General features: G+C 65.0%; 19 protein-coding genes and 1 pseudogene. 2 read left to right on the top strand and 18 right to left on the bottom strand.

The features are described from left to right. Positions 1-763 precede the first annotated feature (763 nt). The 7 genes and pseudogenes from AB4048_RS18140 to AB4048_RS18110 form a co-directional block, all read right to left on the bottom strand. Positions 764-1,201 (bottom strand): NlpC/P60 family protein, encoded by a 438-nt coding sequence (locus AB4048_RS18140; protein ID WP_442203382.1) that lies wholly within the window; start codon positions 1,199-1,201, stop codon positions 764-766. Next, positions 1,198-2,088, bottom strand: coding sequence for a DUF2163 domain-containing protein (locus tag AB4048_RS18135; RefSeq protein ID WP_442203381.1), 891 nt, complete (start codon positions 2,086-2,088; stop codon positions 1,198-1,200). The genes AB4048_RS18140 and AB4048_RS18135 overlap by 4 nt, the downstream gene beginning before the upstream one ends. Beyond that, positions 2,085-2,726: a phage distal tail protein, Rcc01695 family gene (locus tag AB4048_RS18130; protein ID WP_442203380.1), complete on the bottom strand. Its 642-nt coding sequence runs from the start codon at positions 2,724-2,726 to the stop codon at positions 2,085-2,087. Before AB4048_RS18130 ends, AB4048_RS18135 begins: the two co-directional genes overlap by 4 nt. A 9-nt stretch (positions 2,727-2,735) precedes the next feature. Further along, on the bottom strand, positions 2,736-3,314 hold the full coding sequence (locus tag AB4048_RS18125) for a phage tail tape measure protein (protein ID WP_442203379.1): 579 nt from the start codon (positions 3,312-3,314) through the stop codon (positions 2,736-2,738). Positions 3,315-3,356: 42 nt separating this feature from the next. Continuing rightward, positions 3,357-3,521, bottom strand: a pseudogene (locus AB4048_RS18120) (rcc01693 family protein); the annotation flags it as partial. A gap of 62 nt (positions 3,522-3,583) precedes the next feature. After that, on the bottom strand, positions 3,584-3,946 hold the full coding sequence (locus tag AB4048_RS18115; protein ID WP_442203378.1) for a gene transfer agent family protein: 363 nt from the start codon (positions 3,944-3,946) through the stop codon (positions 3,584-3,586). Next, positions 3,946-4,353, bottom strand: coding sequence for a phage major tail protein, TP901-1 family (locus tag AB4048_RS18110; protein WP_442203377.1), 408 nt, complete (start codon positions 4,351-4,353; stop codon positions 3,946-3,948). Before AB4048_RS18110 ends, AB4048_RS18115 begins: the two co-directional genes overlap by 1 nt. A gap of 261 nt (positions 4,354-4,614) precedes the next feature. On the opposite strand from AB4048_RS18110, the gene AB4048_RS18105 reads away from it, so the two are divergent. Next, positions 4,615-4,884, top strand: a complete 270-nt coding sequence (locus AB4048_RS18105) for a type II toxin-antitoxin system RelB/DinJ family antitoxin (protein WP_442203376.1) — start codon at positions 4,615-4,617, stop codon at positions 4,882-4,884. Between the two features lie 32 nt (positions 4,885-4,916). Next, on the top strand, positions 4,917-5,231 hold the full coding sequence (locus AB4048_RS18100) for a type II toxin-antitoxin system YafQ family toxin (protein ID WP_442203375.1): 315 nt from the start codon (positions 4,917-4,919) through the stop codon (positions 5,229-5,231). Between the two features lie 112 nt (positions 5,232-5,343). Here the strand turns inward: AB4048_RS18100 and AB4048_RS18095 are convergent, their stop codons facing one another. From AB4048_RS18095 to AB4048_RS18045, 11 genes are all read right to left on the bottom strand, one after another. Next, a complete protein-coding gene (locus tag AB4048_RS18095; protein ID WP_442203374.1) occupies positions 5,344-6,033 on the bottom strand; it encodes a VOC family protein in 690 nt (229 codons plus the stop codon). 232 nt (positions 6,034-6,265) lie between these two features. Beyond that, positions 6,266-6,676, bottom strand: a complete 411-nt coding sequence (locus AB4048_RS18090) for a DUF3168 domain-containing protein (protein ID WP_442203373.1) — start codon at positions 6,674-6,676, stop codon at positions 6,266-6,268. Between the two features lie 103 nt (positions 6,677-6,779). Beyond that, a complete protein-coding gene (locus AB4048_RS18085) occupies positions 6,780-7,115 on the bottom strand; it encodes a phage head closure protein (RefSeq protein ID WP_442203372.1) in 336 nt (111 codons plus the stop codon). Between the two features lies 1 nt (position 7,116). Then, the gene (locus AB4048_RS18080) at positions 7,117-7,686 is read right to left on the bottom strand and encodes a head-tail connector protein (protein ID WP_442203371.1); all 570 of its coding nucleotides are present in this window, start codon (positions 7,684-7,686) and stop codon (positions 7,117-7,119) included. 212 nt (positions 7,687-7,898) lie between these two features. After that, positions 7,899-9,152: a phage major capsid protein gene (locus tag AB4048_RS18075; protein ID WP_442203370.1), complete on the bottom strand. Its 1,254-nt coding sequence runs from the start codon at positions 9,150-9,152 to the stop codon at positions 7,899-7,901. A 4-nt stretch (positions 9,153-9,156) separates the two neighbouring features. Beyond that, the gene (locus tag AB4048_RS18070) at positions 9,157-9,759 is read right to left on the bottom strand and encodes an HK97 family phage prohead protease (RefSeq protein WP_442203369.1); all 603 of its coding nucleotides are present in this window, start codon (positions 9,757-9,759) and stop codon (positions 9,157-9,159) included. A 32-nt stretch (positions 9,760-9,791) separates the two neighbouring features. Then, positions 9,792-10,100, bottom strand: a complete 309-nt coding sequence (locus AB4048_RS18065; protein ID WP_442203368.1) for a DUF6107 family protein — start codon at positions 10,098-10,100, stop codon at positions 9,792-9,794. 229 nt (positions 10,101-10,329) lie between these two features. Then, positions 10,330-11,484 carry a phage portal protein gene (locus tag AB4048_RS18060; protein ID WP_442203367.1) on the bottom strand — a complete coding sequence of 385 codons (1,155 nt, stop codon included), beginning with the start codon at positions 11,482-11,484 and terminating at the stop codon, positions 10,330-10,332. Positions 11,485-11,577: 93 nt separating this feature from the next. Continuing rightward, entirely contained in the window at positions 11,578-11,895 is a 318-nt protein-coding gene (locus tag AB4048_RS18055) for a Dabb family protein (protein ID WP_442203366.1), read from the bottom strand. A gap of 133 nt (positions 11,896-12,028) precedes the next feature. Next, complete coding sequence (locus AB4048_RS18050) at positions 12,029-12,391, bottom strand: HVO_A0114 family putative DNA-binding protein (protein ID WP_442203365.1); 363 nt, start codon at positions 12,389-12,391, stop codon at positions 12,029-12,031. An 11-nt stretch (positions 12,392-12,402) separates the two neighbouring features. Beyond that, on the bottom strand, positions 12,403-12,708 hold the full coding sequence (locus AB4048_RS18045; protein ID WP_442203364.1) for a toxin-antitoxin system TumE family protein: 306 nt from the start codon (positions 12,706-12,708) through the stop codon (positions 12,403-12,405). Positions 12,709-12,750: the final 42 nt, after the last annotated feature.

Here is a 12,750-nt window from a genome sequence, read left to right as displayed (position 1 = left end):
CGACCTTCCGCCGTCAGGCCGGTACGAACGGCCAGCAAGAGTTTGCGCTTGAACTTACGTCTTTAAATTGCATTATCTGAAGCCAGGTTGAGAGCAGAAGCAGCCTGCACCGCGCCGGCCGGTGCATCGGCGAGGATAGGCCGCGCCGACCGTGGCAACGGCCTTGCTCTCGATCATGGAGGTGATGTGATGTGGTTCTTGCCACTGAGCATTACGCTTAGCGTGAGGAAAACCCGGACGGGCTGGTCTGTCGCCGTCCGGGTAAGCTTCCACTAAGCAAACGGTGAGCGAGGACGCAACCTCGCTCACCACTCCAGAAATACCCCTACCGGCCTCATTTTTCAAGAGTTGCATTTTCTTGCGCGCTCACCCGTCAGGAAACCCGAATGCGCCGGCGATCTTCCGCTGCCAGGCCGGCACGAGCGGCCAGCAAGAGTTTGCGCTTGAAATTACGTCTTTAAATTGCATTATCTGAAGCCAGGTTGAGAGCGAAGCAGCCTGCACCGCGCCAGCCGGTGCATCGGCGAGGATAGGCCGCGCCGACCGTGGCAAAGGCCTTGCTCTCGATCATGGAGGTGATGTGATGTGGTTCTTGCCACTGAGCATTACGCTTAGCGTGAGGAAAACCCGGACGGGCTGGTTTATCACCGTCCGGGTAAGCTTCATAGCGTAGTCAAACGGTGAGCGAGGACGCAACCTCGCTCACCACTCCAGAAATACCGCGACCGGCCTCATTTTTCAAGAGTTGCATTTTCTTGCGCACTCACCCGTCAGGAAACCGGAACGCGCCTGCGATCTTCCGCCGCCAGGCCGGCGCGAGCGGCGAGCGCACGACGGCCGACTGCTCGTAGGCGTGGATGAAGTGCTCACCGCCGCAGAAGATGCCCGCATGCTTGGCGACGCAATCCGGCCGCCAGCGGAAGAGCAAGAGATCACCGGGTCGCATCCGATCGGCCGGCAGCGCGGAACCGAAATGCCGATATGCGGCCCCGATCAGTCTCTCTTCGCCGTCGCGTTCCGCCCAATCCGTCGCGTAAGCCGCCGGGCGCTCCGGCTCCTCGCCGTAGAGTTCCCGCCAGATGCCGCGGACAAGCCCCAGACAGTCGCAGCCAACGCCTTTTGTCGCGCCCTGATGCCGATAGGGCGTGCCGATCCAGCTTTCCGCGATCGAAAGCACGCGAGCGCCGATATCCTTACTCATGAAAACAGCGGGCTCCCGTCATGGCGGCTGGTGCCGTCGGCGTAGCCGTAGGCGAAGTCCGCGCCCGGCATATGCGGGAAGCCGCGAAAATTCGAAGCGTTCGCGAACTTGGCGCGGCAGGTGGAAAAGGACTTGTCGCACCCCGCCGTCAGGGTGACCCGGTCACCGACCGCTGGCGCCTGCGCAAGCGGCAGCCACAGCGTTATCTCCACCAGGCCGGCCTCCACGGCACAGCTGTCGATATCGACGGCAAGTCCCGCGTTTTCACCGTCGAAGAAGCGCAATCGGCCTTCAGCGAAAAAGCCGGCGGCAGGGCTGACGGCGCCTGAGAGCCTGAGGCGCGTGCTGTTCGAAACGGCAGCCACGGTCGCCTCGGCGCGATATCGCGGCAGGGTGAGATCGACGCCGCAGCGCGCATCCCCAAGGGCGGCATCGCAGCGCCGGTTGTAGACGCGTCCCTGCGGCTCGGCGAGACGAGCGGCGAAACTGCGCAGCTCCGCCTCGAACTGCCCCGCCTGTCGGGTAACCTCGCCGATCTCCTGAACCTTCAGCAACAGATGCTGCTCCGGATCGGCCCAGTTGACGAGGTAGACCTCGACGCGCGCGCCGTCATAGCGCCCGGCGGCAAGATCCGCCTCGGTAATCGCCTCGTGCGAGAAGCCGCCCGCGACATTGCTGGTCGAGGCTGGCAATCCCGCGGCCTCTTCTCCATCGCTGGCGGCAAAGCCGCTTGCCGCCCAGTATTGCGTGGCCGCGACGGTGAGATCGTGGTCGTGCTCGGTAAAGCCGAGGGCCGCGCCGTCGCGCGTGACTACCCGCCAGCAAATGCAGAGTGTCGTGGCGGCGCCGCCAAGGTGCGCGGCGAGCGCGGATTGGATCGTTCTCACGGGACGATCTCCATCAGGGGAATGGAAGGAATGCGTCCGGCGCTGAAGGCGGAAAGGCTGATATCGATGCGGTCGGTGGCAAAACGCACCGGCACGTCGAATTCAAAGCCTGCGGTTATGACTTTGCCTGCCTTCGGCACGGCGGCAGGCACGAAGGTCACGCCGCCGGTCGCCGCGTCGCAGGAGAAGGCCGACGCCGGCTGGGCGTTGCCGTCGACAGCGACGGTCACCGTTCCTTCGAGGGGCTTGGCGATCGCGCGCGCGGCGCTTGCGCCGGCGTCGGCATAGGTCTTTGTCAGCTGGAATCGAGCGGTCGTGCCGTCGCCGACGCCGATGACCTGATCGAGCGGCGTTAGAGCGGCGCCCGGCCTGCCGGAGGTCCAGTCGACCGGATCGCGGAAGCGAAAGCCGTAGAGTTCGCCGCTCCGCGCCTCGAAAAACGCCAGCACGTCGTAGAGGTCCGCGACCGAGCGGATGCCGGAGCCTGCGTCATAGAGGCGCCGCGCATCCCGCCAGCGGCTGTTGCGGCTCTCGCGCCCGTTCGAGAGATTGACGATATCGGTGCGCCGCACCGGACCGCCGCTGGTCGAAAGCGAAAGGCGGAGCGGAAAACGCACCTCGTGGAAACCGGAGGTCATGGCCATCCCTTAAAGACTGCGCTGGCCGCGCATCGCCGTGCGCGCCAGCATCGCTGAAATCTGCGCTTCGCTCTTCTGGAAGCTCTGCGCGTCGGCGGCGGTCACGTTGAATACGATCTGCGTCTTGCCGCCGCCCGCCGCAGCCACGCCGAGCGAACCGTCGGAGCCGCGCCTCAGCGGCAGGATCGCCTCCGTGCCCGCCTCGCCCATCAGCCCGGTATTGCCGCCCATCGGGAAGTAGGTGGGCGCGGATACCACGCCGCCATCGGCAAAGGCCGTCACCCTCCCCGGCACGCCGCCATTGGCGAAGGCGAAGGTCTTGCCCAGGCTGCCGACGAGATCACCCATCACCCCACCGAGCGCGGTCTCCAACGGCTTCATGCCCGCCGACAAGGCAATGTCGACCAGGCGGTTACCGAGACCGCGCAGAACCGTGTCCAGGCTTTTGCCGCCGGCGGTCGCCGATGCCAGCGCCCCCGTTAGCGCCGCTCCGAACGAACGGGAGCGGCTGTCGAGATCGTCGAGCGTCTTCTTCAAGCTGTCCGCCTGCTCCGAGGCTGCGGAAAGGTCGCTATCGTCGCTGTCCATGCGGAACCCTTCTGAAAATGGCGAGGGAACAAGGCCGGGCGGTCACCGATCGGGAAACCGTTCCATCAGCCGCGAAAGCGCTGCGCGATCGAAGCCTGCGGCGCGGTCGCCAAGGCCGCCCGCCGCGGCGTGGAACTCGATCGGCGTCATCGCCCAGAATGCATCGGGAGGAAGCCGCAGCAGGCAGAGGCCGACATGCAGCGCGCGGCGCCAGGGGAAGGCGGCGGGCGCCGCCCGCTCGCTGCCGTCATGTCCGCTGCCCGCTGCGGCTAGAGAGGGTCCGGGGCAAGATCGGCCCCGTCCCCCAGGAAGGTTGCAGCAAGCAAATCGCGGACGAGTGCTGCAAAGCCCGCAATCCCGCCCTCGATGCTGACCGCCGCGACCTCGTCATCGGAAAACACATTGCCGCCGCCGCGAAGCCCGGCGGCGATGATGCGGATCATGTCGGCCGCCTTCAGCCGGCCTGCGGAAAAACGCGCCGCGAGCCCGGCCAGATCTTCCGCCGCGAAGGCCGTCTCCAACTCCGCCAGCGCGCCGAGCGTCAGGCAAAGGACGCGCCGCTCGCCGTCGATCACGGCCTCCACCTCGCCGCGCCGGCGGTTGGCGCGCTGGCCGCTCAAAGCCGTCCGCATCAGGCCGCCACGAAGCTGATCGCGCCGGCGGATTCGAGCGCGATATCGAACGTCACCTCGCCGTTGTGCTCGCCGGAATATTCGAGCGCCGTCACCTGAAACGGCCCGCCCACCGTGCCGAAATCCGGCACCACGACCTGCCAGGAAAGGATGGTGCCGTTGAAGAAGGCGCTGCGGATGAGCCCGTCCGACGTCTGGTCCTTGAAGAGACCGGAGCCGGAAAGGGAAGCGCGTTGAACGCCCGCACCGCCGAGCAGCTCGCGCCAGCGCCCGACGCTCTCGGCATCGGTGACGTCGACGGTTTCCGCATTGAACGAAAGCCGCCGCGACCGCAGTCCCGCCACCGTCGCATATGCGCTGCCGTTGGAGATCTTGAGGAGCAGATCCTTGCCCTTTTGCGCCACCATGGCGTGGTCCTTTCGATGAACGCGCCTCGACGGGCGCGATGTCTATTGGGGAAATTGGCGGGTTCAACCACACCGGGTGACTGCTAACCGGGACTACCGTCGTGCGCTTCTTCTCGGCACGCGACCAACGCCTGCAAATCGGATGGGCTGGCGCTCGCGAGGCTCTCGTCTTGACTGTATCGCAGATGAGATACATATTCCCCACGCGATCGGATGGCGCTTAGACCTCCGGAAATTACGTGATCGTGGAAGGACAATAAAATGGCCGCGACAAAAATGCTTCACGTTCGGGTCGACGACGACATTCGTGAAGATGCAGTTGCCGTTCTCGATTCGCTGGGTCTCACGATGTCGGAAGCGGTTCGCATTTTCCTTCATCGGGTCGTCGCCAGCCAGGGCCTTCCGCTTGAACTGAAGGTTCCCAATGAAAAGACCCGCGCGGCCCTCTTGGAAGCCCGACAGATCAGGAAGGCTCGTAAGGCGCGTTTTGCCACACCCGAAGAACTCTTTATTGATCTCAACGGCGAGTAGAGTTCATATCGAAGATCCCCGCGGGTGACCACGTGAAAAAAGAAAGTGCCGCCCGACGGGCCTCGCTCCCAAGAGCTTCTGACTACACCAAGGAGTTCAAGAAAGATTGGGAGCGCTACAACAAAGCTGGGAAGGTGGATATGAACCGCGCCATCGAGTTGATGGCGCTGATTATATTCAAGAAGCCGCTCGGCGCGGAATGGTCCGATCACGAGCTATCTGGCAAGGAGTGGAAAGGCGCACGGGAAGCGCATATCGGGGGCGACTTTCTCCTTGTTTACGACTGCGACGACGAGTTCGTCGAATTTGTCAGGCTCGGAACACATTCGGAATTGTTTGGCCGGTGACGGCAGTAACGCGCGGGCGCACGGCCATCTTCGCATCCTTATAAAGCGCCGCCGCAAAGCGCAGCGCGGCCGGCTTCGACCGCGCTTGCATGAAACGCCTGATGGCGTCAGATCATAGCGGCAGCGGCTTGCCCGCCTGTTCGCTGATCATGTATTCGGCATACCACTCCGGCCAGTTCTCGTCGCGTCCGCCGCCGGTCCGTTTCTCGTGCTCGCCATGCGCGGTCTCCGCGCGCCGCAGCGCGGACGCGAGATCCGCCTGCGAGGCGAAGGTCGTGTCGTCGGCATCGATGCGTCCGGGGAGCCGCTCGGTCACCTCCTGGAACAGCCAGCCGTTGCCGTCCGGATCGTTGAACGAGGCGTAGGAGCGGTAGCTGCGCTTGTCGGGATCGGGGCCGCGAACCCTCGTCCGTCCGAACAGGAAAGGCTCATCCGGCCCGGTGAAGACACCGCCGGCATCGTGAAAAATCTCACTGACCGAAACGCCGCGGCCAACGAGGTCGTCGCGGGCCGCCTTGACGTCGGAGACGATCAGGTAGAGCCCTTGAGCGGAGCCCGGCGCCGCCGCGGTGACGTTCTTGCCGAAGATGACCGAGCAGCCGGAGCCCGGTGGCGTGAACTGGATCACCCGGTAGTCGTCGCCGGAGGCGAAATCGGCATCGAGCCTCCACCCCAGACCGTCGTAAAAACTCTTGGCGCGGTCGACGTCGGAAACGGGGACCACGACCACCTCAAACTTCATGTCGACCTTTTTCGCGTGCGCGGGTCCATTTGCCGTTTCGCTGTGTTCAGAACTGCTCATGTCGACCTCCTTGGGGTTGATGCCTTGAGAGCGGCAGCACGCCTAGAGACGCGCGGATCACAGCACGGCGCACACTTGAATTGAATTGCACAAAGGTATTGGTGCGCCACCTTCGTCGTGGCCGGTCCCGATTTGCCTCGATCGTGATCGAGGAGCGGCATGAGACTACCAGATCGCCTGATCCCTCGCAGCCCCGAACCGCATCTCAGCGCAAAGCGCTTCGGTGCTCGATTTACCCCGTTGGCTCCGTCACGGCCCGAAACCGCATCTCGGCACAAAAGAGACGGGCCTTCGCCTCCTGGCGTGTCTTCGTCGAAACATGCCTGAGGTTGACCAGGGCATGGGCGTCGAGCGTCAGCGGCGCGTCGTGCAGCAGGCCTATGATGAGGGCGGCGATCTCCTCAGCCTGACGCCGGCCGGCACTGTCCGACCAGACCTCCAGCACCAGCACATGTTCTTCGCCTGGTTCTGTCGCGGTCGAATAGTCCGTGGTGGTCGTTTCGCCGACGACGACAGCCGGCAGATGTTTGCCGGCGACGATCCGGTCGCGCATGCCGCCCGCGCCGATCAGCGCGCCGAGGGCGGTATCGTTGGAAAGCGCTGTCTGAACAGACTTGAGCAAGGCGTTGGCGGCGCTGATCATTTTCGTTCCACTTTCGAGTCTTTGGAAGCCGTCTGCCCGCCCGGGTGCAGCAATTGCGCCAGCAGTCGTGCAAGATCCGGCAAGGTGATCCGCGTCAGCGCGCTCACAGGTTTTTCTCCTCGCAATGGCAGATGAGATAGCGGCGGCTCTCGTCGGGGTCCTCGAGCGCGCCGACGAGAAACAGGCGTGCGCCCTTGCGCAGGCGCATGCCGGCGGTAATGTCGGTACGCCAGCGCAGCCAGATACGATGCGTTCGCGTGAACGTCTCGCTGCCGGCCATCACCTCGATCGCCACGGCCACAGGCTCGACCAGCGCCCAGGCGCTAGCGCGCTCCTCGAAGGCGATGCTCGCCCCGCCCTGACCGTCCGGCGTTGCCACCGGCGCCTCCAGCGCGAGCCGTGCCGTCATCCGGCCGGGGTCGAAGAACGTGGAGCGCATCTCAAAGGCTCCGCATCAGGTAGGGCGCGATCAGCCGATCGTATCCCGGCGGGATCAGCGCGGGCTGTTCGTCCGGCGAAACGACGCCGCGGCAGGTAAACATCTGCGCCACATGGGTCAGCATCGCCCGCTTCAGCGTGTCGGGGACATCGGCCCCCGAGGCGCCGAAGCCGGCGGTGAATTCCACCTCGATGCCGTTGATCCCCCGGCCCGGCGCGACGGGCGCCGCCAGCATCAGCCGCGCCGGCCGCCTCTGCCCGTCGAGAAGAAGACCTGCGAGCGAGACGGCCGCGGCATTTCCAGCGGCGTCGTAAACCGTCACCTTTTCAATGGATTGCACGGGACCTTTGCAAATCTGAGTCACGCCGTCTTCACAGATTGAATCAAGCAGGAGCCGCCAGCGCTGAGTGATCAGGCAGAGCCCGGTCGTCCGCTCCAGGTGCTCGCGGGCGACGCGGATGAGCCCGCCGACAAGCTCGTCCTCATCGGCCGCGTCGAGGCGCAGATGCGCCCGCGCCTCGGCAACCGCCAGCGTCTCCGCTTTCGGCGGGGTGGTCGGAATGTAGGTCATGGGGGTCCTCGGGGGTGGGACGGAGGGCGAGACGGATGGCGGGGCGAAAGCGTCTATTCGCTACTCGCTACAGACTGCTGATGAACCCGCCTCTTCCGTCATGCTCGGGCCTGTCCCGAGCATCTGCAACGGTTGATTTCATTGCGACGCGGCAGATCCTCGGCACAAGGCCGAGGATGACGTCGCGGGTGGTCTCGCCTCCCATCCCTCCATCAGCTCGCCGCGAACTTGACGAGCTTGATTGCCTCGAAATTCTGCACGCCGCCGCCGACGCGCTTGGTGGTGTAGAAGAGCACGTAGGGTTTGGCCGAATAGGGGTCGCGCAGGATGCGAACGCCCGTGCGGTCGACCACCAGATATCCGGCGCGGAAATTGCCGAAGGCGATGGCAAAGCTGTTGGCGGCGATATCAGGCATGTCCTCGGCCTCGGCGACCGGAAAGCCCATCAGCGAGGCCGGCTGGCCGGGGGCGGACGGCGGCCGCCAGAGGTAGTTGCCGTCGGCATCCTTGAACTTGCGGATCGACGCCTGCGTGCGGCGGTTCATCAGGAAGGTGCCGTTCTGGCGATGCCCGGCCTTCAGCGCGTAGACGGTGTCGACGAGGACGTCGGACGGGCTCGACGCGGCGAATGCGCCGGCGACACCCGTCGCGATATAGCCGATATTGCCCCAACTCCAGGACGGATCGGCCACCGCCGTATAGGCCAGGATCCCCTTCGGCTTGCTGGTTCCGTCGCCGGAGGTGAAGGCGGCGCCTTCCTGCTCGGCAAAGACGATGTCGACCTCGCTCGAAATCCAGGCGTCGATATCGACGGCGGCGTCGTCGAGCAGCGCCTGGGTCGCCGCCGGCATGGCGTAGAGTTCCATGGTCGGGAAGGAGAGCTCGGCAAGCTGCGGCGAATTGGTCTGCGGCCGCGCGGCCGTCTCGGCGACCCAGCCGGTGGCAAGGCCTGATGTCAGGAACGGCTTTTTCAACACGGCGGCCGAGACCTGGCGCACGGTCGCAAGCGCGCGGATGGGCGAGACGACCGAAAGCCGGCGGCCGATCTCGCTATCGGTTTCCGGCGGCACCACATAACCGCCGTCCGCGCCGGAGCCGACGGAAAGCGCCTTGGCCTCAAGTTCGCGAAGCCCCGCCTCGTCGCCGCGGCGCACGTAGGCCTCGAAGGCCGCCTTGTGCTCGGCAGCCTCCGGCAAGGTGCCGGCGGCACGGCCAAGCGGCGGGCGCGCCCGCTTCAGCGCCATCTGGTCGAGCACGCGCTTCTGTTCGTCGACGGCGCGGTTGATGCGGTCGACCTTGTCGCGGGTGACGACATCGGCGGTCATCTTGCTTTCGATTTCCTCGAGCCTCCGGTCGTTCGCCTCCTTGAAGGCCTCGAAGGCCCCCATGAAGTCGTCGAAGGCGGCGGTCATGGTTTCCGGCATGGCCTTGTTTTCCGGCGCGGCAGAAGCGGTATCATCGGTCATCGCATCATCCTTGTTTGAAGGTCTCGGTCATCAGCATTTTGGCTGCCCGCCGCATCGAGCGGACGAGTTCGGTTTCCCGGTCGCGGAACCAGCGCGCATCCTTGACGTTCTGGACGCGCGCCAAGGGCTGCATCGGGAAGGTCACGACGGAAATTTCCCAAAGATCGGCCTCGAGGATGCGCCGGACGCCGGACTTGGCGTCGGTGCGGGCCCGAACGGTGCGAAAGCCGATCGACAGCCCGTCGAGGGCCGCATTCTTCAGGAGCTGGTGCACCTCGCGGGCGCGGGCCACGCCGTCGGCCAGCACGCCCTCGACATAGAGCCCGCGCTGATCCTCGCGGATCGTCGTCCAAGCGCCGATCGGTTCTGACGGATCGTGCTGGAAGAGCATGCGCACGCCCTCCGCCCCGCGCTCGGCGAGCGACTTTCGAAAGGCGCCACGCTCGATGGTGTCCTTGCCGAGATCGACCGCGCCGAAAACGCTGGCATAGCCGGAAAATGAGCCGTCGCGGCGAAGCCCCCTCAATTCGAGGCTGGCGAACTTGCGGCTGTCGGGCCCCGTTTTCGCGGGCATGGAAAATCGCGCCTCGGCGCGGGCAGAGGTCATGGGATGCTCCTGGGATGGATTGTGATTAGAAGCTAGCGGGCGAGCCGCCCGGCAAGGCGCGCGAGCACACCGAGCCCCCACCAGGCGCAGAGGCTGGCGGCAGCCGAACCGGATAGCATCGTCTCGGAAGCCGACAGCACGCCGGAAAGGTCTAGCCGCTGCGCAAGCCAGGCACCCGCCGGCCCGCCGAAGGTCATGCCGCAGGCAAGCCCGGTGAAGAAGCGGCCCGCCGCTTCGCGACGGCTCCTAGGCAAAAGGTAGATCAGCGAGACCGCGGCCCCTGCCGCTGCCCCCACCGCCCGCTCGACCCACAGGCCGGCAGCGCTCGAAATATCGGCCATTGTTGAGCCCTTGTGGTGATCGGGTTTTTTATCGGTGCGAGCCGCCTTGCCGCCATCTAAGTGGACGAAAGGCTTTTCTCGGAATCATTTGAATCTCTTGCGGCGCGCCGTTGATAGATTGAGCGAGGGACTTCAGATGTTGGGCCCAAGGGCGCAGCCGCTTGCTCTTTCCGGCAGCCCTTTTCCTGGACTTGCTACGCCGCCTGACGTTCTGCCCATTGCCTCGCCATCAATACCCGACCGCCTGCCGCTTTTCCTCGTCGGTCAGGAAGTCCGCGTTGCCGACCCGCGCCCAGAGTTCGCTGCGTTCGGCGGCGAGGCCTGCGATCTGGTCGAGGTCGGGGGCAAGCCGCAGCGTCTCTCCGTAAGCGTCCGAAAGCCAGCCGGAAAAGGCGCTCGCGGTTCGGTTAAGCAGGGGGAGCACGGTCAGCCTATAGAAGGCACGGTTGGCTTCCTGGTAGTTGGCGTAGGTGTTGTCGCCGGGTATGCCGAGCAGCATCGGCGGCACGCCGAAGGCGAGCGCGATGTCGCGGGCCGCCCCGTTCCTCGCCTCCACGAAATCCATGTCCTTCGGCGAGAGCCCCATCGATTTCCAGTCCAGCCCGCCCTCCAGAAGCAGCGGCCGGCCGGCGCGCATCGGGCCGGAATAGCCCTCGTCCAGTTCCTGCTTCAGCCGCTGATACTGGTCGGGCGAAAGATTGCCGCCCTCCTTCGGTTGGTAGACGAGCGCGCCCGAGGGGCGTGCCGAGTTGTCGAGCAGCGCCTTGTTCCAGGTCGCCGAGGCATTGTGCAGGTCGAGCGCGACCTGGGCGGCACCCAGCGGCGGAAAGCCGAGATGGTCGTCGAGCGGATGGAAGAGCCGCAGGTGCAGGAGGCCGAGCCCTTCGCCATCCACGGCGAACCGTCGAAGCGAGCCACCGACGCGGTAATCATAGGCCTCCGGCCAACCGTCGCGGCCCTCGACGATGCCGATGCGATCGGGCCTCAGCAGGTGAAGTTCGCGCAGATCGCCGCCGACGGAAATCGGCTCGACATAGGCATTGCCTGATAGCAGCAGGTGACCATAGAGCGCCTCGAAGAAGCTCGGCCCGTCCACGCGGGCGTTGGGTCGGGCGATCAGTGCGAGAAGCGGATGGGTGGGCACTTCCCTCTCGCCGGCATAGAGCAGCCAGACGACGGAGGCCGCCGCTTCCGAGACCAGCCGTACGGCGCGATGCGCCACCGGGTTCTTCATGAAACCCTCGCGCGACAGCGCCGCATAGGAGCGGCCGGTCCAGTGCGCGCGGCCTTCGGCCGACAGCGTCACGATGCCGGAGGCCTTGGCTTCGGGCACAACGAGGCGGCCCGCCGCGGCATTCCGCGGCCGGAGAAAAGGGATCTTCATCGGGTTGTTCCTGTTTTTGCGTAGGGCAGCGCGGCGCTCAGTCGAGCGCTTGGCCCGCCTGCCCTAACCGTTTCAGCAGGCAGCGGCGGCGCACTACGAAACTTGCAGCGGCGTGCGGGTTGCCCGCTCCGTTTCGTAGTCGGCGGCGATCCGCATCTCGCGCAGCGGGCGGACGCGGTCGATCGACGCCTGGTAGAGCGGGTGGGCCTTGTAGGCGGCAAGTGCCGCCTCGTCGTCGAACTCGCCGTAGACGACGAAATCGACCTCGCTGCCGAGCGGATCGGTCTTCAGATTGGTGCCGATCTCGATCAGCCGCGCATGGGGGTTCTCCGTCAAAATCGACAGGCCGGCGCGAACCTCGTCAAGATCGGCGCGGTCGGGCACGGTGAAGAAAACGATGTGGCGGATCACGCGGACACTCCCGGGGTCAAGACTGCGCCCTGCGGGTCATTCATAACCCGCAATGGACGCAGCAGCTGTCGATCGGCGCAGGTCGTGCGCGGCCCCGCCCTAGCACGCGGCTCGTTCGCGTTCAACGGATGCCTCAGGCGGCAAGATCGATCGCCATCTCCACCGTGATCCGCTCCCACGGCACGAAAATGACGCCCTTGTCCGTTCGTTCGATGAGACCGGTGTCGATCAGCGCGTGAACATCCGCATGGACGCCGCGATAGTCTCGCTTGAGCAGCCCTGCCAGATGCCGGATCGACGTGCCGCCCTCGGCACGCAGCCGGCGCAGTAGCTGCCAGCGGTTCGCCGTCAACACCTTCAGCAGCACTTCCATGGTCTCGAAGGCGATGATGCCGCGCTCGTCGCCCATATCGCCGCCCTCGACTTTGCGCGCCGCCGCGTGAGCGCCCGCAAAGAAATCGTCGAGCCCAGCCACGTGCAGACTGACTTCCATCATCCTATCTCCTGCTACGGTTTGGTGCGGCCATCCTGTTCGATCTCACGCCGCACGTCCGTTTCGAAATCACTCAAGAGCTTGGCCAGGCTATCGAACCGATAGCGTTCCTTGCTATCCCGATAGTGCCGGTGATCGCCTTTGCCAGCCTCGTTGTCATAGGCGATGATGCGCTCGCCGACGCGACCATAGAAAAGCGAATACTTCAGCCCATGCGGCCGTTCGCTGTTTGCGAATGGGAGCCGCCAGACACGTATCTGGACAATGGCGCCATCGGCCATGACGAGCTTTCGACTAATGATCAACGTCGCTGGCGGCATATATGCTCTCTATAACATATGTCGCCAACAACATCAAATCCC

The sequence above is a fragment of the Rhizobium sp. RAF56 genome (assembly GCF_052113965.1).
Classification (GTDB): domain Bacteria; phylum Pseudomonadota; class Alphaproteobacteria; order Rhizobiales; family Rhizobiaceae; genus Rhizobium.
Note: the sequence above shows the minus strand (reverse complement) of the source record. Positions and strands in the feature narration are given on the sequence as shown.

What these genes read in the sequence shown, in the direction of transcription:
- AB4048_RS18140 (WP_442203382.1), bottom strand. Translation starts at nt 1,201, where the DNA reads ATGAGTAAGGATATCGGCGCTCGCGTGCTTTCGATCGCGGAAAGCTGG.
- AB4048_RS18130 (WP_442203380.1), bottom strand. Translation starts at nt 2,726, where the DNA reads ATGACCTCCGGTTTCCACGAGGTGCGTTTTCCGCTCCGCCTTTCGCTT.
- AB4048_RS18125 (WP_442203379.1), bottom strand. Translation starts at nt 3,314, where the DNA reads ATGGACAGCGACGATAGCGACCTTTCCGCAGCCTCGGAGCAGGCGGAC.
- AB4048_RS18115 (WP_442203378.1), bottom strand. Translation starts at nt 3,946, where the DNA reads ATGCGGACGGCTTTGAGCGGCCAGCGCGCCAACCGCCGGCGCGGCGAG.
- AB4048_RS18110 (WP_442203377.1), bottom strand. Translation starts at nt 4,353, where the DNA reads ATGGTGGCGCAAAAGGGCAAGGATCTGCTCCTCAAGATCTCCAACGGC.
- AB4048_RS18105 (WP_442203376.1), top strand. Translation starts at nt 4,615, where the DNA reads ATGGCCGCGACAAAAATGCTTCACGTTCGGGTCGACGACGACATTCGT.
- AB4048_RS18095 (WP_442203374.1), bottom strand. Translation starts at nt 6,033, where the DNA reads ATGAGCAGTTCTGAACACAGCGAAACGGCAAATGGACCCGCGCACGCG.
- AB4048_RS18090 (WP_442203373.1), bottom strand. Translation starts at nt 6,676, where the DNA reads ATGATCAGCGCCGCCAACGCCTTGCTCAAGTCTGTTCAGACAGCGCTT.
- AB4048_RS18085 (WP_442203372.1), bottom strand. Translation starts at nt 7,115, where the DNA reads ATGCGCTCCACGTTCTTCGACCCCGGCCGGATGACGGCACGGCTCGCG.
- AB4048_RS18080 (WP_442203371.1), bottom strand. Translation starts at nt 7,686, where the DNA reads ATGACCTACATTCCGACCACCCCGCCGAAAGCGGAGACGCTGGCGGTT.
- AB4048_RS18075 (WP_442203370.1), bottom strand. Translation starts at nt 9,152, where the DNA reads ATGACCGATGATACCGCTTCTGCCGCGCCGGAAAACAAGGCCATGCCG.
- AB4048_RS18070 (WP_442203369.1), bottom strand. Translation starts at nt 9,759, where the DNA reads ATGACCTCTGCCCGCGCCGAGGCGCGATTTTCCATGCCCGCGAAAACG.
- AB4048_RS18065 (WP_442203368.1), bottom strand. Translation starts at nt 10,100, where the DNA reads ATGGCCGATATTTCGAGCGCTGCCGGCCTGTGGGTCGAGCGGGCGGTG.
- AB4048_RS18060 (WP_442203367.1), bottom strand. Translation starts at nt 11,484, where the DNA reads ATGAAGATCCCTTTTCTCCGGCCGCGGAATGCCGCGGCGGGCCGCCTC.
- AB4048_RS18050 (WP_442203365.1), bottom strand. Translation starts at nt 12,391, where the DNA reads ATGATGGAAGTCAGTCTGCACGTGGCTGGGCTCGACGATTTCTTTGCG.
- AB4048_RS18045 (WP_442203364.1), bottom strand. Translation starts at nt 12,708, where the DNA reads ATGCCGCCAGCGACGTTGATCATTAGTCGAAAGCTCGTCATGGCCGAT.